We start from the raw sequence: 21,420 nt of genomic DNA on the forward strand, positions 1-21,420 counted from the left end.
ACAATGCCAAGGTGGGCACGGATCAAAAGGGGGATGCAAAGACCGGCGCGAACGCCACGCCTGGCAGCGAGCTGCCGAAGACGGGACCGGTGAGTGTGGCGCCACCGGTTGTGGTGGCGGCCGGGGACAGCGCTTCGAGCACGACGCGCAGCGGCATCAGCGCCGGAGTAATCGAGATTACCGACGAGGCGAGCCAACTCGGACGAACCGGTCAAACCGCGGATGAAGCGGTTGCCGCCGTCAACCGGGACGTCTCCTCGGACAAAGACGGGAGTAACGCACTCGTCAACAACTTCGACAAAGCGCAAATCGAAACCAGCTTCGAGATCATGCAGACGCTGCAGCGCGAGGTCGGCACCTTTGTGGGCAATCGGGCTAAGGAGTACGAGGCGCTTAAGGAGGCACGAAAGAACGAGACCGATCCGGCGAAGCTCGCTGAGTTGGACCGGCAACTTGACGATGCCGCCAAGTGGGCACCCGGTGGACGATACCGCCAGATCGTCACCGTGATCACAGCCGCGGCCGGTGGAAATGTGACGGCGGGCACGGGCGAATTTCTTCAGCGCGCCGCCGTGGCTTACTTGCAAACGCTCGCGGTAGAAAAGGTCAAGGAGATCGCGGACGAACTCAAAAGCGAGGCCGCTCGCACAGCGTTGCATGGCGTCGTGGGCTGCGCTGGCGCAGCGGCGGTCGGCAGCCAATGTGGTGCAGGCGCAGTAGGCGGGGCGGCCAGTGTAGTTCTCGGTAACTTGCTTAACGCCGTTGCCAACACCCGTAACGAAAACCTCCCGCAGCACGAGAAGGAAGCCCGGATGAACTTGATTGAATCCGTGGTCGCAGGCATTACGGCGGGGACCGGTGGTGATGCGACGGCTGCAAGCATCGCCGCACGCGTGGAGTTGGAGAACAACCAGTTCCAGCTTCCGCGGGGAATTGTGAGGGCCGGGGCTGCGTCGGCGTCCCTAGGCGAATTCATGGCAAAGCATGGGGCGTCCGACGAGGGCATTCAGCAGGCTCAGTCTGATCTGTTGCGAGGATTGGGCACCGACGCCGCTCAGCCTGCGACGGCACTTCTGAAAAGTTGGGCAATTCTTATGGCCGCTGCTCCCTCCATCGCTACAGGGACTACCGCGCCGTTAGCCAGCATTGCGGCGGGGGGAGCGATTGGGGGAACTGCAAACGCGCTCGTTCAATTGGCGCTCAATGGAGAAAAGGAAATGAGCACTATCGATGTGCTTATTGCCGTCGCGACCGGAGCCGCGACTCAAGGGCGAGGCATTGTGGCTACCGTCTCTACAAGTGCTGGTGGCGCTGCACTCGGTGCGATTATCAAAGGAGATAGTCCATTCAAGGCATCAATTTCTGCTGGTGTTGGTAGCGTTGTTGGCACGAGCGCTGGCAAAGTTATATCAAACAACCTCGCTCCGTTAATTGAAAACTCTCTCACAGCAGAAATCACCGGAGCAATCGGTGGCGCATTTACAACTGAAGTTACAACCAATCGAATAGAAAAAAATCTAACTATTGAAAACAATAAACAATGAAACCACAAAAATCGACAATCAAGATGTTATTTTTTTTAGTTTTGATTTATTCCACTCTATTCACTCTCATGGCGGCAGCCACGAGCATCGCAGTTTCATTATTACTCATCCCAAAAACAGGCAACATAAATATTAGCACAGAGGACGCAATATTTTCATTAAAAGCAGGAATTTCCTGCGGAATTCCGACGGGATCTGGAGTTTGGATCTTTTCAAAAATTAAAGAAACCATAAATAATAGACGAAAAAATCAATAAACATTCCTCGCCAGCGTCACCAACAAAATAAGCTGCAACCTATAGCCACAGCGATACTGGCACGGTCTCCAATTGGTGGTTCTGGGACGGAGAAGATGAGTGCAAGATTGGAAGCATCAGCGACAAGCAACGAAAACTACCGATTCTCGTTTCATTGAATGACACGCTTCTGATACAGCGCATCGAAGAGGAATAGCTAGCTCGCATTAATAGAAATTAAAAAACAATGATGCACTTCAAATATTATTTTTCACAGTTGGCGCAGCGGCGGCCGGCAGCCAATGTGGTGCAGGCGCAGTAGGCGGTGCGGCCAGTGTAGTTCTCGGTAATTTGCTCAACGCCGTTGCCAACGACGAGCGGCGGCGATGGGCTACCGTGTCCACGAGTGCAAAGACCGAGGCGGAGAACAATAGAAAGCCATGCTGAAATTAGTTTCGCAACAGCGTCTTACGGCAAATGAATCACAAGCACGAAAAAGCCGTCCCGAGCTTCACACTCGGGACGGCTTTTGACTTGACTGCGACGGCGTCTCAGCCAGCTAGCGATCAGCTGCCTTGGAACTCGTCGAGTTGACCAGCGGCACGGGCGCGGGCGAGTTCCTGCTTGACGTCGGCACGCGACACGCTCGGGCCCTGCGAGGCGACGACCGGATAGTCCACGTCGTTCTGAGCCAACAGGCCTTCAGAGCGCGCTTGCGCCAGTTCCGTCTTCACCTCGGCGCGGGTCTTGGCAGCGCCCGAAGCCACATACACAGGATAGTCGGCGTCGCCTTGCGGGATCAGACCGTTTGCACGGGCTTGCGCCAGGTCAGCGAGCACGGCAGCACGCGTGAGCGGCTGACCTTGCGAGGCGACTTCCGGGTAGTTGTTGCCGTTTTCGGCAGCGTTGCTGGCGACTGCACCAAGGGAAGCCACAGCGGCGATAAGGGCGATTGCGATGTTCTTGCGGTTCATTTTCCTAACTCCTGTCTAGTTGCGACGACTTTGTTTTGAATTGCGCCGTCGATGGAAGCAAGTCTAGAACTCGCCATCGCAATGAAAAACGCGATATTTGTCGACGGACTATTGCGTCTTTCGATGAGAATGAACGCACCAAATCGGTGCAATCCAAAATGAGAAACGCCGCGGCAGCTCGGAAAACCGGCACGCAGCGGCGTCGCAACACGCAATAGAAACGTCGGCGGGAACGCTCAGTCGGTCAGCGAAGCCGCCAAAGCGTCGAGCAGGAAATTCGTGCCGCGTTCGCGGGAGCCTGCGTCGTCGTAACCGTCCAGAAAAGCGCCCTGCTCCGTCATCACGAGATGGGTGCCACCGTCCCGCGCTTGAAGATCGATGGTCGCGAGCGACACCGAAATCTTGCGCGCATCCAGATGCATTTCGTACACGTAGACGAGACGCGTGTCCGGCACGATGTCGTAGTACAGCGCGTCGAAGGTCGACACCATGCCGCTCTGCCATCGTCCCTTCGCACGCTCACGTCCACCGGGGCGCACGTCCATCGATCGCTCGATCAGCGTGAGACCGTCGCCGCGCGCGAACCACCGGTCCTTTGCCTCACGTTCGGTGAACGCACGGAACACGCGTGCGGGCGATGCGGGGTACTGACGCTCGATACGAAACGTCGAATGCACGACGTTGCGCTGCGTGGGCGCCTCCACCTCGCGCATGACTTCGCGCCCGAGTTTGTCGAGCGTTTGCGCCCAGCCCTGACCTGCGCCCTCGGGCATCCACGCGAACGCGGGATCGAGCACGCTGTAACGTTGCTCGACATCCAGTCGCGTGCCATGCGAAACATCGGTGAAATTCGCCGTCGTGAACGCGCCAAAGAGCGCATGCCCCTTCGCATCGGTCACCTTCATGTCGATGACGAGACGGTTCGGCGCATCGACCTCGACGAACCGTCCGCGAATCCAGTGCGATTCGCCTTCGGGCGACTGCATGCGCAAATCGAAAGCGCCGCCCTCACGGGCATCGATCTGTGCTTCGGGAATCGTGTAACCGACCGGACAAAACCAGCGCTTGACGGCATCCGCCGTCGTCCAGGCACGAAATATGGTCTCGCGTGTCGTCGGGTAAGTCCGCTCAACGGCTAACGGACGCGGCTGCGCCGCAGACTTTGCTTCACTTGCTGTCGTCATGAAGGGCTCCTTCGGGCGGCAGGCTGGCCAGATACTCGCCCAATCGGTCGAGATGGCCCTCCCACTCGTGACGGCGCTGGTTGATCCATCGCTCTGCAAGGCTCAGCGCCTGGGGTTCGATCCGGCACGTACGTACACGCCCGGCCTTTTCCGTTCGCACCAGCCCCGCGCTCTCCAGCACAGCCAGGTGCTGCATGACCGCCTGCAACGACATCGCCAGCGGCTGCGCGAGCGCACTCACCGACGCCGGCCCCTGCGCCAGCCGCGCGAGCATCGCGCGGCGAGAGGCGTCGGCCAGTGCCTGGAAAGTCAGATCGAGGGCGATGTCATGGTCAAGCATGTGCTTGAGTATAGACGCACAAAAAACTAAAGCAAGGACTTTAGTATCAAGAATCTCAGGTGATGATGTGGTGCTCGCGCGAGCGCAGGTGCGCCGTGTGATGGCGATGGAGGACTTCGCGCAGCGATTGCTCGATGGTCTCGGACATGGCGTCGAGCGCCAGATCATTCGGCTCCAGCCCGAACGGCTCTTCGATTTCGGCGCTCACGGCCTCCAGCGCGAAGAACGTGTACGAAAGAAAGGCGACGATCACCGGCGTCATCGGGCCGATGGAGTCGATCAGCCCGAACGGCAGGAGCAGGCTGTAGAGATACGTCACCCGGTGCAGGATCACGCCGTATGTGAACGGAATCGGCGTGGTGGCGATGCGCTCGCAGCCGCCGATGGCTTCGCCGAGACGGTCCAGATGCATCTCCATGAGCTGCGCGAGCGGCGCCTCGATCTCGCCGCGCAGGCGACGCTCACGCAACCATTCGCCCGCCATGAGCAGGATCATGATCGGCTTGAACTGCTTGCGCTTGAGGCAAGCCACGTCTTCCTTATCGAGTAACCGCATGAAATCGGCACGCGGGTCGGTACCGCGCAGTTGATGGCGCATACCGTGCACGAAGGCGACGAGATAAGCGACGAAGCGCGGCGAATCCGAGGTATCGGAGATGAGCGTCATCGACTGACGCGCCAGCGCGCGAGTCTCGTTGAGCACGCTGCCCCAAAGCATGCGCGCTTCCCAGTAGCGGGCGTAGCTGGTGGTATTGCGAAAGCCGAGAAAGATCGCGAGCGTAATGCCGATCAGCGAGAACGGGATGAACGTGAGCGGAATCTTCCACTCGAAAACACGCCCGTGCGCCACCGTGACGGCTATCGAAATGATCGTGGTGAAAATGAGCTGCGGGGCGATCTTGGGCAGGATCGAGCCACGCACGACGAAAAGCATGCGCAGCCAATGCAGATTGGGACGAACGATCATGGCGACAAAGGCGCTCGCAAGCGCTCGGAAACTGGCTGTGGGGGTAGCCGTTGGGGCGCGATGATACGCCGATATTGACAGCATTGAAATGGTTGCAACCGATTGCAACATCGCTGTTCACTGTGCGGCCGGTTCGTAAGAATGCTTATACGCCGTCTTGGCGTACATAAGGCCAATAACGATCATGAACGCACCGAACCACATCTCTCGCATTTCACCCGCCGGTGCGCCCGGCAAGGCTCGCGGACTGGCCGCGATTGCGCTGCTCGCCGGACTTGCCGGCGTCGTCGGCAGTCTGTCGGGCTGCGTGGTCGAGCCGCCCCGCCAGGCACCGTCAACGCGTGTCGTCGTCGAACCGGACCCGCACACGGTGGCCGTGCAGCGTCGCGAGCAGATCGATCGTCGCATCGGCAACGAGTCGCGCGATATCGACAATCACGTGAACCAGGGCTACTACCCGCCCCCGCGTGGTTATGACCTGCATCGCCGCCTCGATGCCATTGCGCAAGAGGCCCACGACATGGCGGCCCAGCACGGTGGCGGCCTGTCGGCCGACGAGCAACGCGCGCTCAATCAGGAACTCGATCAGTTGCATCACATGATTGCTGGCTGACACGTCCCGGCACTTTTAGAGCATCAAAACAAACGCCCGTCGGACACCGAGTCGACGGGCATTTTGCCGTTCCTGAGCGCCGAAGGCTTACTTCACCTCCAACGCCTGCACCAGCGTGACCGGGTCCTGGAAGATGCTCGAGAAATCGAGCGCGCCATGGCCGTTCGCCCGATGCACTTCGAAGATGCGCCGCGCGAGATCCCCGAGCGGCGTCGCCACGTCGCTCGACTCGGCGGCCCCATGCGCGAGACGCAGGTCCTTGGCCATCAGATCCGTGGCGAAGCCGCCGGTGTAGCCGCGCGAGGACGCCGCATTCTCCATCACGCCGGGACACGGGTTGTAGACCTCCAGCGTCCAGTTGCGCCCGGAGCTTTGCTGCATCACCGCCGAGAGCACCTTCGGGTCGAGCCCGTTGGCGATGCCCAGGCGCAACGCCTCGCTCGTGCCCGCCATCAGAATGCCCAGCAGCATGTTGTTGCACAGCTTGAGCGTTTGCCCGGCACCGAGCGGGCCGCCGTGGTGAATCGCGCGTCCCATATTGCCGAGCAACGGCCGCATGCGCTCGACGAGCGTCGCGTCGCCCCCGACCATGAACGTGAGCGTGCCCGCCGCCGCGCCTGCCGTACCGCCCGAGACCGGCGCGTCGAGCAGCAGCGTGCCCGGACGCGCGAGCTTCGCCAACTGCCGGGGAATCTCCGGCGGCACCGTGCTGCTGTCGATCAGCACGGCGTGCGGTGCGGCGTTCGCGAGCACGCCCTCGGGGCCGTCGTAGGCCGCGAGCACATGCTCACCGGCGGGCAACATGGTGATGACCACCTGCGCGTCGCGCACCGCGTCGGCAATCGACGTCGCCGCTTTACCGCCTGCCACGGCAAGACGCTCCACCGCCGGGCCGGACAAATCGAAACCGCGCACCGCATGCCCGGCCTTCACCAGATTCGCCGCCATCGGCCCGCCCATGTTGCCCAGGCCGATGAACGCGACGCGTAACGCCCCTTGTTGAGTTTCCGTAGCCATCGTCTGTCTCCGAAATCCGTAGGAAGCCGCGCGTTACTTCAGCGTGATCGTGGTGTTCACGCCCGCCGGGCCGGTGCCACGGGCTTGCCAGCGTGCGGTCACGGTCTTGGTCTGCGTCCAGAACAGAACGGCCTGCTTGCCGTTCGGGCCCAGATCGCCGAGCTTCGACCCCCGCGAGCCGGTGAAGCTGAACCATGCGACCGGCACCGGGATCGGCAGGTTGATGCCCACCTGACCGACGTCGATCTCGTTCTGGAACTGACGCGCCGCCCCGCCGTCCTGCGTGAACAGTGCCACGCCGTTGCCGTTGGGGTTTGCGTTGACGAACGCAATCGCCTCGTCGAGCGTATCGACACCGGCCACGCACAGCACCGGGCCGAAAATCTCGTCGCGGTAAATCGACATCCCGGCCGTCACGCCGTCGAAGATCGTCGGGCCGACGAAGTTGCCGTCCGGCGCTTCCTTGACCGCATGACCGCGACCGTCAAGCACCAGCTTCGCGCCCTCCTCCACGCCGGCGCCGATCAGCTTCTCGATGCGCGCGCGCGCCTGCTTCGAGACGACCGGACCGAGGTCGGCCTTGCGATCCGTGCCCGGACCGACCTTGAGTGCGCGCGCACGCTCGACCAGCTCCGGCACCCACTCGCGGGCCTCGCCCACGAGCACCGCCACCGAGGTGGCCATGCAGCGCTGCCCCGCCGCGCCGAACGCTGCGCCGAGCAGATGGTTCATGGCCTGTTCGCGGTCGGCGTCCGGCAGGATCACGCAGTGGTTCTTCGCGCCCATCATCGCCTGACAACGCTTGCCCGCTTCCGAGGCGCGACGATAGATGTGCGTGCCGACATGCGTCGAGCCGATGAAAGACACCGCCTTGATATCCGGGTGATCGCAAATGGCGTTGGCAATGTCCGGGCCACCGTGCACGACGTTGAGCACCCCCGGAGGCAGACCGGCTTCGAGGGCCAGTTCCGCGAGACGCAGCGACGCGCTCGGGTCCTGCTCCGAAGGCTTGAGCACGAATGTGTTCCCTGTCGCCACCGCGAGCGGGAACATGAAGCACGGCAGCATCACCGGGAAGTTGAAGGCCGTGATGCCCGCACACACACCGAGCGGCTCGATCAGGGTGTAGACGTCGACGCCGCCCGCGGCGTTTTGCGCATACTCGCCCAACTGGAGCGAGGCGATCGAACACGCATGTTCGACGACTTCGAGACCGCGTCCGACTTCGCCCTCTGCGTCGGGCAACGTCTTGCCGTGTTCTCGCGTGATCAGTTCGGCAAGCTCGCCCGTATGATCGCGCAGCAGTTGCTGAAAGCGCAGCATCACGCGCATGCGGTTCGCTTGCGAGGTATTGCGCCAGGACTTGTAGGCGGCCTTGGCGGACGCCACGGCGGCGTCGAGCTCTTCGGTCGTCGCAAACGGCACACGGGCGACGACCTCCTGCGTGGCCGGGTTCACAACGTCGCGCCACTGCGACGTCTTCGATTCAACACGCTTGCCGTCGATGAGCAGCGCAATGGTAGGTAGGGACATGACACGCTCTCCAGATCGAAACGAATGCGGGATTCCGGGAAAGAAGGACGAAAAAAACTCAGCCGTTACTTCGCTGCCGTGCTCGTCTTCACAAGCGAACACGTCGATTTCGACAGCGGCTGGAAGGCTTCCGTCGCGGGGACGGTGGCAACTTTAGTGTAGTAATCCCACGGGCCTTTCGACTCGGCGGGCGACTTCACGCGAAACAGATACATGTCGTGAATCACGCGTCCGTCCGGGCGAATCGATGCGTTGTGCATGATCGGATCGCGAATCGGCAATTCACGCATTTTTTGCGCAACGACCTTCGCCTCCACGCTCTTGGCGGCCGCTACCGAACGCAGGTAATGCAGCACGCTCGAATACACGCCCGCCTGCACCATCGTCGGCTTCAGGTTCTTGTACTTTTTCTGGAAGCGGTCGGACCAGGTGCGCGAGGCGTCGTCGTAGTCCCAATAGAAGCCGTCGGTAAACATCAGGCCTTGCGCCGTGTTCAGACCGAGGGCGTGAACATCCGACAGAAACACCAGCAGCGCCGCGAGCTTCTGTCCGCGCTGTACGATGCCGAATTCGCGCGCCTGCTTGAGCACGTTGACGGTGTCCTGCCCGCCATTGGCAAGCGCCACGACCTGCGCCTTCGAGCTTTGCGCCTGCAACAGGAACGACGCATAGTCGGACGCGTTGAGCGGATGCCGCGACTGGCCCACGACCGTGCCGCCGAGCGTCTTCACGATATCGGCGGCGTCTTTTTCCAGCGAGTGCCCGAAGGCATAGTCGACGGTGATGAAGTACCAGGATTTGCCGCCGTCGCCGACCACGGCGCGCGCGGTGGCGGCCGATTGCGAATAGGTGTCGAACATCCAGTGAAAGCCCGTGGGCGAGCAGTCTTCGTTCGTCAGACGCGTTGTCGCCGGCCCCGAAAACAGCACCACTCGCTGTTTGTCCATCGCGAGCTTCTGCACGGCGAGCGCCGCGGCCGAGTTCGTCAGATCGGCAATCGCATCGACGTTATCGCGATCGAACCATTCGCGGGCCTTGTTGGCCGCCACGTCGGCCTTGTTCTGATTGTCGGCCGAGACCAGTTCGATCTTCATGCCCTTGCATTCGGCGGCCAGACAGTCGTCGATGGCCATTTGCGCCGCGACGACCGATCCCGCGCCCCCCATCGCCGAGTACGTCCCCGACATATCGGTGAGCACGCCCACCTTCACCGGACGATCCGGCAATTGCGCCATCGCACCCGCCGACGACACTCCCAAGCCCGCGCCGAGTCCCAGCGCGAGCAGCCACGGCTTGATCTTCATCGCTTTGTCTCCTTCAGGTCTTTATCGATCTCTTATGCTTTCGTCGCCCACGTCTATGCGCGGCGCTCATAAATTGTATTTGTGCGAATTTGCTTTACATAGCGCATCGCTGCATCTACTTTGTGCAGAAATACACAAAGGAGACGGCACGATGGCTCGCACCGCGACATCACGGCCCACAGGCATGTCTGGCCCCTCGGGCGCGGAGCCCCGCCCCGACTGGGACGACCTTCGATACTTTCTGGAGGTGGCACGCACGCAGCGGGTGAGTGCGGCGGCGCAGCGGCTGGGCGTCGATCACACGACGGTCTCGCGACGCGTGCGCACACTGGAGCAGTCGCTCGGCACGCTGCTGTTCGACAAGTCGCGCAATGCGGGCTTCGCGCTCACGCCCGAGGGACAGCAACTCCTCGTGTATGCCGAGCAGATGGAGACGGCGCTGCAATCGGCTTGCGAACAGGTGGCCGGCCTCGGGCAGACGCTCTCGGGCCACGTGCGCATTGGCTCGACCGAAGCGTTCGGCACCTACTTCGTTGCGCCCGTGCTCTCACACTTTCAACGCGAATACCCCGCCATCGATTTCGACGTGCTGCCCGTACCGCGTTTCGTGAGTCTGTCCAAGCGCGAGGCCGATCTGGCGATCACCATCGAGCGCCCGCAACGTGGCCCGTATGTGTGCAGCAAGCTGTGCGACTACCGCTTGCAGTTGTATGCGACGCCGGGCTACCTCGCGCACTATGGCGACGTGACGACGTTCGCCGATCTCGCCGGGCGTCGTTTCATCAGCTATGTGGACGAACTCTCGTTCAGCAACGAGTTGCGGTATCTGGAGGACGTTGTGCCCGGCTGCCATGTCGTGCTGCGCAGCACGAGTGTCATCGCGCAATATCAGGCGGCCTTGCAGGGCGAGGCGCTGGCGATCCTGCCCTGCTTCATGGCGGCACAGGACCCGCGGCTGGTGCCGCTGCTGGTCGACGACGTGGCCGTCACGCGCAGCTTCTGGATTTACTGCCACGAGGAATTGCGCACGCTCAAACGCATTACGGTGCTGTGGGACTATCTGCGCGACGCCGCTCAGCGTAACGACGCTCTGCTGCAAGGCAAGGCGGGACAATTGCAGCTCAAGTGACGCATCAGCGCATCAGCCAAGTCAGCGAATCTTGCGCTGCTCCGCGTCGATCACGGCGGGAACGACGGTACGCATGGCCTCGATGAAGCGCTGCAGGCGCGTCGGGTAATACTTCGCATACGGGTAGATGAGATACATGGGCAACGCGGTCGCACACCATTGCGGCACCAACTGAATCAGGCGCCCTTGCGAGATGTCCTCGGCCACCAGCCATGCCGAGCTGACGGCGACCCCCAGGCCCCGTAATGCCGCACTGCGCAATGCAAACAGATTGTCCGTCCTCATGCGCGGATCGAATGTGATGGGCACGCTCTCCTGCGTATGCGGATGCGTCAGCGTGATGTCCGTGCGGTAGAACATCGTGAGCGCCAGCCACGGAAACGCCGTCAGTTCCGAGGGATGCATCGGGATCGGGCGTCCGCGCAACAAGTCGGGCGATGCCACGACGATTCGCGGCACCTCGGTGAGCGAAATCGCCACGTTCGCCGGATCTTGCAACTCGCCCACGTGGATCGCACAGTCGATGCCTTGCGCGATGAAGTCCGGTTCGCGGTCCTGCAGGAACCAGTGCACCTTCATGCGGGGATAGCGCTCGAGAAAGTCGGCCAGCGGCCCGATCATCATCTCCTGCCCAAACGCATGCGGCACGTGCACCCGCAAGGTGCCTTCGGGCTCGTCGCCCGTGCCGCGCAGATCGGCCTCGAACGCTTCCCAGCTCGTCATCAGATCCTTGGCCCGCGCGAAACAACGCTCGCCGTCTTCGGTGAGCTTCATCCGATGCGTGGAGCGCTGGAGCAAACGCAAGCCCAGCGAACGCTCCAGCATTTGCAGACGTCGACTGACGGTCGGTTGCGTGGTGCCGAGCAACGCCGCAGCGGCCGACAGACTGCCGGCCTCGACAATACGCACGAAGGTTTGCATGAGCTCGACGCGGTCAGCGCCATGGGCCCGGGCGGACGAGCCGTTGGCCGTTGTTCGCGGAGGATGAAGGGGCTGTGTCATACGTCGCACGTATAAAGGTTCTACGGATTATAGGTCTACCGCTGCACCGCACCAAGCGGGACACTACGCCCCATCACTTTCCGCTGGAGCCCCCCATGCGTAGCGCTCAGATTTCCAATAATGCCGACGCGAGTCAGTCCGCCGCGCGGCAGCCGCCGGAGTTGTCGGCCCGGCTCATCCTGCTGCTCGCGACCGGCACCGGTCTGACGGTCGCCTCGCTGTATTACGCCCAGCCGATGCTCGGCATCATGACCGACGACATCCATGCCGCCAACACGACCGTGGGCTGGGTGCCCACGCTCACCCAGCTCGGCTACGCGCTGGGCATTTTGCTGCTGGTACCGCTCGGCGACCGCTTCGACCGCCGTCGTATCGTGCTGATCAAGGGCGCGATTCTCTCGCTCGCGTTGCTGTTGGCCGCGGTTGCGCCGGGCATCGGCACACTGCTTGTCGCCAGTCTTGCGATCGGCCTCACGGCCACGATGGCGCAGGACATCGTGCCCGCCGCGGCAACGCTCGCCCCCGAGTCGATTCGGGGACGCGTCGTCGGCACCGTGATGACCGGTCTGCTGATGGGCATTCTGCTCTCGCGGGTGGTATCCGGCTTTGTCGCGCAGAACTTCGGCTGGCGCGCGATGTATGTCGTTGCGGCCATCAGTGTGGCGGGCTTTGGCGTGGTGGCGTGGCGCAGTCTGCCGTCGTTCCATCCGACAACGCAGATGACCTATCGTCAGTTGATCGGCTCGGTGGCGGGACTGTGGCGGCGTCATCCGGCGCTGCGCCGGGCGGCGGTGGCGCAAGGCTTGCTGTCGGTCGGCTTCAGCGCCTTCTGGTCGACGCTGGCCGTGATGCTTCACGACGCCCCGTTCCATTTGGGCGCAGCGGCGGCTGGGGCCTTCGGCCTGGCAGGGGCGGCGGGCGCGCTGGGCGCACCGATTGCCGGTCGTATCGCGGATCGCAAAGGGCCCCAGATCGTGACGCGCCTGGGCGCGGCCATGGTCGCCGTCTCGTTCGCGGCCATGCTGTTCGCGCCGATGCTCAGCGCCCACGCACAACTGTGGCTGATCGGCCTGGGCGCGATCGGTTTCGATCTGGGGGTTCAGGTGGCGCTGATCTCGCACCAGACAATCGTGTACGGGATCGAGCCCGCCGCGCGTAGCCGTTTGAACGCCGTGCTATTCGTCGGCGTGTTCATCGGCATGTCGATCGGCGCGGCGCTCGGGGCTCAGGCGCTCGCCCACTGGGGATGGACGGGCGTCGCGGGACTGGCCACACTGGCCGCGCTGGGTGCGCTCACCGTCCGTCTGTGGCCGGGAACGATGTCGGCACATTGATGACTATCGCGGGTCGTGAAAACGCGGGGGGCACCGAGCTACTGAGCCAAGGAACATGAGGCGCGCTCAGCCTTCCGTCTTCGCGGCACCGGCGCAGGCGCGATCGAACAACTCGCTCGCGTCGACGCCCGCCAGATTGAGTCCGAAGCGCCCGTCGAGCACCTCGGCCAACTGGGGCGCCGAAGTGATCTGCGTTTGTTCGGTCACATCGCCCTTCGGCCCGCGCTCGATCAGCTTGGTATCGAGCAACGCGATACGCCCCTGCGGCAATACCCGGCACGCCATCAAATGATTGCAGAAGATCGACTCGGGTGCGCTCGACGTGTACCAGTTACCGACCTTGTAATCGATCCACTCGGCAGGCCGACGCGTAAAGCGATACATGGGCAGCCAGTTCTCCCCCGATTTCACGCTCAGCCGATATTCGCTAACGGCGTCGTCTTCCAATGTGGGCACGGGCGCCAGTTGAAAAACTTCGTACGGCGTTGCCTGTTCGTCGGACAGGTTCAGACGCAATGGCGTCGCGAGTGTGACCGAGCCGAAACCGACGTCGGCCAGCCACGACTCACCGTCCACGTCGACGCGCAACAGCATGTGCGTGAGCGGCGATTCCGTCTCGAACGTCCGGCCCCAGACAATGCGTCCGATCAGCGGCGTGACGTCGAAGCCCAAGTGCATGAGGGCGTTCGCGAACAGCGTGTTTTGCTCGAAGCAGTAACCGCCACGCCCGCCGTCGACCAGTTTTTCCGCGACCGACGGCAGGTCGACCTGGACCGGCCGACCGCGAATCGGGTCGAGGTTTTCGAACGGAATCACCCGCGGATGAAGCGCATGTACCGCGCGAAGCACTTCGAGCGTGGCTTCACGCGGGCCGGTGTACCCGATACGCTGGAAATAGCGCTCGGGATCGAAAGCATGGGACATGCCGGATCTCCTCTGACGGGATGCAGATTGACGCGAAACACATACGTTAGCGCATTCGTCAACGCTGCGCGCACGCTGTCCCAGTGCCGCACCGACGCATCGCGGCGGCCATTGCGATGCCCCGCCAGGAGCGCCCACGCCTGCTTGTGCCTGAGCGCCCTCAGCCGTTCGATTCGCAGAAGCGAATACGATTGTTGAACGGGTCCGTCACCGTCATCTGTTTGCCCCAGTCGAGTGCTTCGATGCCCGGGTTCATATTGGGATAACGCTTGCTCGACAGCGCTTGCCGATACGCCTCGATGCCGTGCATGAACACGAACGTCGTGGCGCCCGGGCTCGCGTCGCCGAAGTGACCGGACAGATGCAGCGTCATGCCGGCGCGCGACACCTGGCAGTAGAGCGGCAGGCCGTCGGCAAAGCGGTGCTCCCAGTCGAGCGTGAAGCCGAGAAAGTCCACATAAAACTCGCGCGCCTTCGCCTCGTCGAAGATGCGGTGAATCGGCGCAACGGTATCGAAGACAATGCCGTCGCTCGCCGTCGAGGCGATTTTGGCGGCGAGCACGTTCCAATCCGCAAAGCCGAATTGCGCGGCAACGGATTCGAGGGCCTGAGCGTGGGAGATGTCGATACCCTCGCGCGAAAGACGCTCGCGCAGGGACTTGGCCATGATTTTGGCGTCGAGATAGGTTCGCATGTTTGCCATCCTTGATAGCGTTCAGTGGCGACGCATTCGATCAGTGCTCGCGTTGCTGATGCGCGCCGCCTGAAGAACGGGACGGACATGCGACTGCTGCAATGCTTTCACCGTGCCCGGCAAGCGGGTGCGAGCGGCAGGCAGCATCGGCCTTGCAGCAATTCTAGCAGCAATCTGCGTACCCTCCGCGCCTCCATCGACATGCACCGGCGCGATGCCGAAATGCGATCGCCGCACACGGAATTCCGTATTGGCCCGGATCTCGCGGCGCCGGTATAGTGGCGCTCGTTGGCTGGCGCGACGCGTCGGCTTCAGTTATCCGGAGTGCTTCTTTCATGATCGACGCGCAGCGCGTGACGCAAGCGCTGGCCGAGCGCCACATCCATCCCGATCTTCGTCAACGCGACGCCATCGATGCCCTGACCCGTCTCGCAAGACCGGGCGAATCGGGCGAATCGGGCGCCGGCGTGGCGCACGACGGCGTGTACTGCTACGGCCACCCCGGACGCGGCAAGAGCCTCGTCGTCGACACCGCCTTCGCAATCGCCGTATGCGAGAAGCGTCGCGTGCACTTCCACGAATTCCTGCGCGACACTCACCGCCAGCTCGTGCGCGAGCCGAAGTGCGACGACCGGCTCGCAGCGGTGGCGAATCGCTGGCTCGACGGCGTCGAACTGCTGTGCTTCGACGAGTTCCACGTCCACGATATTGCCGACGCCTTCCTCATCGGCCGCTTTCTCGACATCGCCCTCGCGCGCGGCGTGCGGCTGGTGTTGACGTCGAACTATGCGCCTGCGCAGTTGCTGCCCGATCCCGAGTTTCACGAGCGCTTCGAGCCGACCATCGCCGTGATCCTGCAGCGCTTTGCCATCGTGCATTTCGACGGCGCCACCGATTACCGGATGGGCGGCGAGGCGGCGTCGATACCGCGCTGGATTTCGCCGCTGGAAGAAGCCGCTGACGTGCTGACCGCCCGTTACGCCGAGCTTGAGGGACGACCGGCTGGCGGGCCGGCCGAGGTCACGGTGGCCGGTCGTGCCCTTGCGGTGCGCAGCGCGGGCGAGCGTGTGCTGTGGGCGGACTTCAACGCGCTGTGCGTCGCGCATCGCTCGCATCTGGACTACCTCGGGGTGGCGGAACAGTGGCAGACGCTGATCGTCGACGCCCTTCACGTCGAGCAATTGCGCCGTCCGGATGCGCTGCAACGATTTCTGTGGCTCGTCGACATTTGCTATGACCGGCAGCGCACACTGCTGATTGCGTCCGATGTGCCGCTCATTCCCGCACTCGCCGCGCTGAGCGACTGGCGCGATCTGTCGCGCACGATCAGCCGTCTGGCGGAGATGGGATCGCGCGCTTACGAGCGCCGCACGCTCATTCGCCCTCGCTGAAGGTATCGTCGATGCGCCGGCCGAACACGCGCGCAAAACCGGCTCCCTCGATATAGCGATTCTTTTCCATCCGCGTTACACCACGCTCGCAATGGCCTCCCGCAGCCATTGATGCGCCGGATCGCGATGCACGCGCTCGTGCCAGTACATCGAGATTTCGAAGCCGGGCAGATCGACGGGCGGCAGCATCGTCTGTAACGCCGGATCGTCGCGCACGAGCCGTTCGGGGGCCATCGCCACCAGATCGGTGCCGGCGAGTGCCGAGCGCAGAAACAGGAAATGCGGGACGGAGAAGACCACGCGCCGCGACATGCCCAACTGCGCGAGGACGTCGTCGGTACTGGCGTGAAAACCGCCGCCGTCCTGCGAGACGATGGCGTGCTCGAGCTCGCAGAACTGTTTGAGCGTGGGACGCCGCTTGAGCTTCGGATGCCCCCGCCGTCCCACCAACACATATCGCTCGGTGAACAGCGCCCGGCGACGCAAGCCCTCCGGCGCGTTCTCCGTGGTATGGAAGATGACGTCGACGATCCCCTGCTCGGCCTGACGCACAAGCCGCGACGGCGTCAGATCGAACACGGCCAGACGCGTTTGCGAGGCCTCCACGCGCAGTCGCTGGAGCAACGGCAGCACGATGGTCGACTCGGTGTAATCGGTCGCGGCGAGGCGCCACGTCAGATCGGCGGCCTTCGGATCGAACGGCGCGGCGGGGGCGACGGCGCGTGCGAGCGACTCGAGCGCTTCGCGCAGCGGCTCCCGCAGCGACTCGGCGCGCGTCGTCGGACGCATACCGCGCGGGCCGGGCAGCAACAGCGGGTCGCCCAGCAGGTCGCGCAACTTCGCCAAATGCACGCTTACCGCCGGTTGGGAAATATGCAGACGCTCGGCTGCGCGCGTGACGTTCTGCTCGGCCAGCAGGACGTCCAGCGTCACGAGCAGATTCAGATCGATACGTCGCAAATTAACCATCGTTATACCTACCATATCGGGAATTCATTTCCAATATACCTTGTGCGCCACTAAGCTGCATTCGTTCCCTCCCCCGAATGAACCGAATGTGCCGAATGGCAACGGAGCTTGAAAATGAATGTCCTGATCGTCTATGCCCACCCGCAACCGCGCTCACTCAACGGTGCGCTGCGCGACTTCACCGTGCAGCATCTGGAGGCGGCCGGCCATCACGTGCAGATGTCGGATTTGTATGCGATGCAGTGGAAAGCCCCCATCGATGAACACGACGCGCCCCAGCGCAACGCGAGCGAGCCGTTTCACGCGTCGCTCGATTCGAAGCAGGCGTTCCTCGCCGGCACGCAAAGCGCCGACATTGCACGCGAGCAGGAGAAGCTGCGCTGGGCCGACACGGTGATTTTCCAGTTCCCGCTGTGGTGGTTCTCGATGCCCGCGATCATGAAAGGCTGGTTCGATCGCGTGTACGCGTATGGCTTCGCTTACGGTGTGGGTGAGCATTCGGACACGCATTGGGGCGATCGTTATGGAGAAGGCGCCATGTCGGGAAAACGCGCGATGCTGGTCGTGACGACCGGCGGCTGGGATTCGCACTACGCCCCTCGCGGCATCAACGGCCCGATCGACGATGTGCTTTTTCCTATTCAGCACGGCATGCTGTTTTACCCCGGCTTCGATGTGCTGCCGCCGTTCGTCGCCTACCGCACGGGGTCCAACGTGGACGCCGGGCGATTCGCGAAGATCACGCGCGAGCTCGGTGAACGTCTCGATAAGCTCGCCACCACAGCGCCGATTGCCTATCGTCGCCAGAACTATGGCGAGTACGACATCCCGGCGCTCACGCTCAAAGACGAAGTCGCCACAGGGCAGACGGGGTTCGCGGCGCATATCGTCTGACGGGGTATTGGCGTGCGACGCGGCGGCCCGGCCCGCTTGCTGCCGGTAACGGGATCTGCAAGACTGGCGCTTCCGCTCTGTTACCGGTCTCTCGTCATGCAACTCTCCACGCTCGCCATTTACGCCACCGCCGCGCTGATCGGTGGCCTGATTCCCGGCCCCACCACATTGCTCGCGCTTGCGAACGGCATTTCGGGGAACTGGCGCGTGGTGCTCGTGGGGATGTGCGGCGCAGCATTGTCCGACTTGCTGGTCGTGGCTGCGGTGGGCGCAGGACTCGGGGCGTTGCTGATGGCGTCGGCGACGCTCTTCGCGACGGTCAAATGGGTGGGTGTGGCCTATCTCGTCTGGCTGGCGATCCAGTTGTGGCGCAGCCATCCGCAAGACTTGAGCCAAGTCCGCATCAAGTCGGATCTGAGCGCCACACGCGTTTTTCTGCGCAGCTTCGGCGTCGCGCTGACCAATCCGAAGATTCTGCTGTTCTTCTCGGCGTTTCTGCCGCAGTTCGTCGATACATCGATGCCGCTCGCGCCCCAGTACGCCGTGCTGGCGGTGGTGTCGGCCTCCGTCGATATTCTGGTGATGACGCTTTATGCAACCGGCGGCGTACAGGCCGCGCGATTGATGACGGCCCGTGGCCTGAAGCAACTGAACCGCGTCTGCGCCGTCGTCATGTTCTCGCTCGCGGGCGGATTGGCGCTGTATCGCAAGAGCGGCAATTGAGGCGCCGACTAAGCTACTTACTGAAGCGCGGCGCATCGTTCGCGCCGCGCTTCGTTCGCCCTGCTACCCTCCCTCGTCGGACCGTCGACGGGTTTTGCTTCTGCGGATCGATCCCATACTCGCGGATAGCCTCCACCACCCGATCGCGCGAGTACGGCGGTGAAGGCGTTGGGGGAGCCCCGGCAGCGGTGAAGGACGGTTGGAAGAGGCGTTGCCGGGCATTCGCCGCACGCTCAGCTGTAACCGTTCGTCGGATTGATGCATGATTGATGCTTGAACGATGCCGACGGGCATCGGGATCTGTAGGAGCGTGGTATGAGCCATGATGTGAGCAGCATGGAACAACTCGAAGCGATTTACGGCAAACCGGGTGAGCGCGCAGTATGGAAAGAGCTGACGTATCTCAACGAGGACTATCAGGCCTTCGTGAAGGCGTGTCCGTTCGTGGTGCTGGCTTCCGTGAGCGACGAGGGGACCGACTGCTCTCCAAAAGGCGACCCTGCGGGTTTCGTCCAGATTCTGGACGAGCGGACGCTGGCCGTGCCCGATAGGCCGGGCAATAACCGGATCGATAATCTGCGCAACATCATTGCCGATCCGCGCGTATCGCTTCTATTTCTGATTCCGGGTATCGGGGAGACGTTGCGCGTTAACGGACGCGCCCGCATTTCAGTAGATCCGGATCTCCTCTCGCGCTTCGACGTCGATAGCAAGCTGCCGCGCACGGTGATCGTGGTGTCTATCGACCGCGTGTATTTCCATTGCGCCAAGGCAATCGTCCGTTCCCGTCTGTGGGATCAGGCGACGCAGATCGCGCGAGACTGCCTGCCCAGTACGGGCGCCATGCACCGTCGCCTGAGCGGTGGCCATTTCGACGCCGAGACTTACGACCGGGATCTGCAGAAAAATACGGTGGCGGGGTTGTATTGAGAGACACCGTCGGTAGCGTCCGACCCCGCCACCGATGCCTGAATCCGGGTTTATTCCGCCGCTGACCGACCGTTGCTGACGGCCGCGTCCAGACGGAAAACGTGATCATCAATGAGCGTCCTCCCATACGCCAGCGAACGGACCTTGATCTGGCGTCCGCCGCCCCATCCCCCGTGGCATGACCTTCCGCCGTGCCAGCGGATTGCAGGCCTGAACTCCCGCGCCTTCACCCGGACTGCAGGGAGATGTCAAAAATCCGCAGCGATTTCCATCATCAATTTGAACGATGAAATTTCGCCCCCTCGCTGAGTAAGATTCGGCTGCGACATGACGCATCAAGGTGCGCGCACTCCCCCCTTCCATCATCGCGATACGGTGGATCCGGGGGCGATGCCGGCATCAAGTCGATAAAAGACAAATTCCGACGGCGGGGAAGCCATGAAAATTGTGCTGAATTTCACGAAGCTTGTTCTTCTGGGCAGCCTGACCACGCTGGCCGCTTGTGCTTCGGCACCGCGCAAACCGGCGCTGCCTGCGGCCTGGTCTCCCACGACGCAAGGGTGCCAAGTGTGGAACCCGGCCCCGACGGGGACCGATACGGTGACCTGGGACGGCGCTTGCGTCAGTGGATATGTCGACGGCCCGGGAACGCTGACGTGGTTCGACGATGGCAGCTACGTACAACGCTTCGTCGGCACCATGCGAGCGGGCAAACGCAGTGGCACGGGCGAGTATTTCTGGGCGAATGGCGATCATTACCAGGGGCCGTTCGAGGATGACAAACGCACCGGCAAAGGCAGCTATTCGTGGAGCGATGGCGACCGTTATACCGGCGACTTTGTGAATGGCGCGCGCACTGGGTACGGCATTTACACGTTTGCCAACGGCAATCGTTATGAAGGCGATCAACGGGCCGGGAATTTCATCAACGGCAACCTGACCGACGCCAGCGGTGAAGCGATCGCCAAGTTTGTCGATGGGAAACGCATTGCGCTGCGGTATGAACCGCCGCCGGCGTCGAGTCAGACGAGCAGCGGTTCCGGATTCGGCGCGGTGCTTGGCGCAATCGCGCAGGGCTTGGCCGCGGCCGGTGGCAAGAATGCGGCACAGTTTCAGGCGATGGCCACTGCCATGAATAGTTCTGTGGGTAGCAGCGGCAGCAGCGCACCGCAGGCTTACAGCGCGCCAAATACGGTTGCCAGCAACAGTGCTGCCAGCGGCACCAACAGCGCGAGCACTCAGCCGATGGTCAATAACTGCCTGAACTTCACCCGCAAGGGCAAGTATTCGATGCAGATCAACAATAGCTGCGGTTTTGAAGTGTCGATGATTTATTGCTTTACCAGCATCAGCAATCAGGCGCCGATCGGCTACGACGTCACATCGAATGCCTGCACGAATTACCGCTCAAGTTCATCGGCCAATGTGATTGTCGGCGCGTCGTCGTTCACGGTGGTCAACGCCCCGAACAATTCCAACCCCGTCGAATTCATTGCGTGCAAATCGGCCAATAACGGCTATCCGGAAAAGCTGCGCTACGACGGCAGTAAGCTCAACGGGCAATGCCATTACATGCAGGCGACGGCAGGGAATGGCGCTCGCAGTTTTGGAGCGATCAAATAGCGTTGCGGTCGATGGCGGAATGAGACGGGTGCGCTCCGGAAATCCCGATGCCCCTCGTGCGACGGTCAGTTTCCGATGGTCACGTTTCCGGAACT

19 protein-coding genes and 2 pseudogenes are annotated in these 21,420 nt (G+C 62.4%); 9 read left to right on the plus strand and 12 right to left on the minus strand.

The annotated features are described in order from the left end of the window. Positions 1–1,544 (plus strand): annotated as a pseudogene (locus ACIPHM_RS17855) (hypothetical protein); the annotation flags it as partial. A gap of 802 nt (positions 1,545–2,346) precedes the next feature. On the opposite strand, the gene ACIPHM_RS17860 reads toward ACIPHM_RS17855, so the two are convergent. The 4 genes from ACIPHM_RS17860 to ACIPHM_RS17875 form a co-directional block, all read right to left on the minus strand. Next, the gene (locus ACIPHM_RS17860; protein ID WP_400330905.1) at positions 2,347–2,754 is read right to left on the minus strand and encodes a DUF4148 domain-containing protein; all 408 of its coding nucleotides are present in this window, start codon (positions 2,752–2,754) and stop codon (positions 2,347–2,349) included. 236 nt (positions 2,755–2,990) lie between these two features. After that, the gene (locus ACIPHM_RS17865; RefSeq protein ID WP_400330908.1) at positions 2,991–3,938 is read right to left on the minus strand and encodes an SRPBCC family protein; all 948 of its coding nucleotides are present in this window, start codon (positions 3,936–3,938) and stop codon (positions 2,991–2,993) included. Continuing rightward, a complete protein-coding gene (locus ACIPHM_RS17870; protein WP_400330911.1) occupies positions 3,922–4,278 on the minus strand; it encodes an ArsR/SmtB family transcription factor in 357 nt (118 codons plus the stop codon). Before ACIPHM_RS17870 ends, ACIPHM_RS17865 begins: the two co-directional genes overlap by 17 nt. Positions 4,279–4,333: 55 nt before the next feature. After that, positions 4,334–5,245: a bestrophin family protein gene (locus ACIPHM_RS17875; RefSeq protein ID WP_400330914.1), complete on the minus strand. Its 912-nt coding sequence runs from the start codon at positions 5,243–5,245 to the stop codon at positions 4,334–4,336. 184 nt (positions 5,246–5,429) lie between these two features. Between ACIPHM_RS17875 and ACIPHM_RS17880 the strand changes: the two genes are divergently transcribed. Continuing rightward, positions 5,430–5,858: a hypothetical protein gene (locus ACIPHM_RS17880; protein ID WP_400330917.1), complete on the plus strand. Its 429-nt coding sequence runs from the start codon at positions 5,430–5,432 to the stop codon at positions 5,856–5,858. A gap of 87 nt (positions 5,859–5,945) precedes the next feature. Here ACIPHM_RS17880 and mmsB read toward each other — a convergent pair whose 3' ends face one another. From mmsB to ACIPHM_RS17895, 3 genes are all read right to left on the minus strand, one after another. Then, positions 5,946–6,875, minus strand: coding sequence for a 3-hydroxyisobutyrate dehydrogenase (mmsB, locus tag ACIPHM_RS17885; RefSeq protein ID WP_400330919.1), 930 nt, complete (start codon positions 6,873–6,875; stop codon positions 5,946–5,948). Between the two features lie 33 nt (positions 6,876–6,908). Next, entirely contained in the window at positions 6,909–8,408 is a 1,500-nt protein-coding gene (locus tag ACIPHM_RS17890) for a CoA-acylating methylmalonate-semialdehyde dehydrogenase (protein WP_400330921.1), read from the minus strand. Positions 8,409–8,473: 65 nt separating this feature from the next. After that, positions 8,474–9,643, minus strand: a complete 1,170-nt coding sequence (locus ACIPHM_RS17895; protein ID WP_400331465.1) for an ABC transporter substrate-binding protein — start codon at positions 9,641–9,643, stop codon at positions 8,474–8,476. 253 nt (positions 9,644–9,896) lie between these two features. Here ACIPHM_RS17895 and ACIPHM_RS17900 point away from each other — a divergent pair, with 253 nt between their 5' ends. Beyond that, the gene (locus tag ACIPHM_RS17900; RefSeq protein ID WP_400330924.1) at positions 9,897–10,841 is read left to right on the plus strand and encodes a LysR family transcriptional regulator; all 945 of its coding nucleotides are present in this window, start codon (positions 9,897–9,899) and stop codon (positions 10,839–10,841) included. 21 nt (positions 10,842–10,862) lie between these two features. On the opposite strand, the gene ACIPHM_RS17905 is transcribed toward ACIPHM_RS17900, so the two are convergent. Continuing rightward, positions 10,863–11,762 carry a LysR family transcriptional regulator gene (locus ACIPHM_RS17905; RefSeq protein ID WP_400330926.1) on the minus strand — a complete coding sequence of 300 codons (900 nt, stop codon included), beginning with the start codon at positions 11,760–11,762 and terminating at the stop codon, positions 10,863–10,865. Positions 11,763–11,938: 176 nt separating this feature from the next. Here ACIPHM_RS17905 and ACIPHM_RS17910 point away from each other — a divergent pair, with 176 nt between their 5' ends. Next, positions 11,939–13,177, plus strand: coding sequence for an MFS transporter (locus ACIPHM_RS17910; protein ID WP_400330929.1), 1,239 nt, complete (start codon positions 11,939–11,941; stop codon positions 13,175–13,177). Between the two features lie 66 nt (positions 13,178–13,243). On the opposite strand, the gene ACIPHM_RS17915 is transcribed toward ACIPHM_RS17910, so the two are convergent. From ACIPHM_RS17915 to ACIPHM_RS17925, 3 genes and pseudogenes are all read right to left on the minus strand, one after another. Continuing rightward, the gene (locus ACIPHM_RS17915) at positions 13,244–14,101 is read right to left on the minus strand and encodes an arylamine N-acetyltransferase (RefSeq protein ID WP_400330932.1); all 858 of its coding nucleotides are present in this window, start codon (positions 14,099–14,101) and stop codon (positions 13,244–13,246) included. Positions 14,102–14,261: 160 nt separating this feature from the next. Next, positions 14,262–14,624, minus strand: coding sequence for a glyoxalase superfamily protein (locus ACIPHM_RS17920; RefSeq protein ID WP_400331468.1), 363 nt, complete (start codon positions 14,622–14,624; stop codon positions 14,262–14,264). Between the two features lie 69 nt (positions 14,625–14,693). Further along, positions 14,694–14,804 (minus strand): annotated as a pseudogene (locus tag ACIPHM_RS17925) (glyoxalase superfamily protein); the annotation flags it as partial. 326 nt (positions 14,805–15,130) lie between these two features. On the opposite strand from ACIPHM_RS17925, the gene zapE reads away from it, so the two are divergent. Then, positions 15,131–16,186, plus strand: a complete 1,056-nt coding sequence (gene zapE / locus ACIPHM_RS17930) for a cell division protein ZapE (RefSeq protein ID WP_400330935.1) — start codon at positions 15,131–15,133, stop codon at positions 16,184–16,186. Positions 16,187–16,261: 75 nt separating this feature from the next. Here zapE and ACIPHM_RS17935 read toward each other — a convergent pair whose 3' ends face one another. After that, on the minus strand, positions 16,262–17,155 hold the full coding sequence (locus ACIPHM_RS17935) for a LysR family transcriptional regulator (protein WP_400330938.1): 894 nt from the start codon (positions 17,153–17,155) through the stop codon (positions 16,262–16,264). A gap of 114 nt (positions 17,156–17,269) precedes the next feature. Here ACIPHM_RS17935 and ACIPHM_RS17940 point away from each other — a divergent pair, with 114 nt between their 5' ends. The 4 genes from ACIPHM_RS17940 (at position 17,270) to ACIPHM_RS17955 (ending at position 21,325) form a co-directional block, all read left to right on the plus strand. Further along, a complete protein-coding gene (locus ACIPHM_RS17940) occupies positions 17,270–18,049 on the plus strand; it encodes an NAD(P)H-dependent oxidoreductase (RefSeq protein WP_400330941.1) in 780 nt (259 codons plus the stop codon). Positions 18,050–18,145: 96 nt separating this feature from the next. After that, entirely contained in the window at positions 18,146–18,772 is a 627-nt protein-coding gene (locus ACIPHM_RS17945; RefSeq protein ID WP_400330943.1) for a LysE family translocator, read from the plus strand. A 315-nt stretch (positions 18,773–19,087) separates the two neighbouring features. Continuing rightward, on the plus strand, positions 19,088–19,702 hold the full coding sequence (locus tag ACIPHM_RS17950) for a pyridoxamine 5'-phosphate oxidase family protein (protein ID WP_400330945.1): 615 nt from the start codon (positions 19,088–19,090) through the stop codon (positions 19,700–19,702). A gap of 438 nt (positions 19,703–20,140) precedes the next feature. Then, positions 20,141–21,325, plus strand: a complete 1,185-nt coding sequence (locus tag ACIPHM_RS17955; RefSeq protein WP_400330948.1) for a hypothetical protein — start codon at positions 20,141–20,143, stop codon at positions 21,323–21,325. The last annotated feature ends 95 nt before the right edge of the window (positions 21,326–21,420 follow it).

The organism is Pandoraea sp. NPDC087047 (genome assembly GCF_044745225.1).
In the GTDB taxonomy this organism is placed as follows: Bacteria; Pseudomonadota; Gammaproteobacteria; order Burkholderiales; family Burkholderiaceae; genus Pandoraea.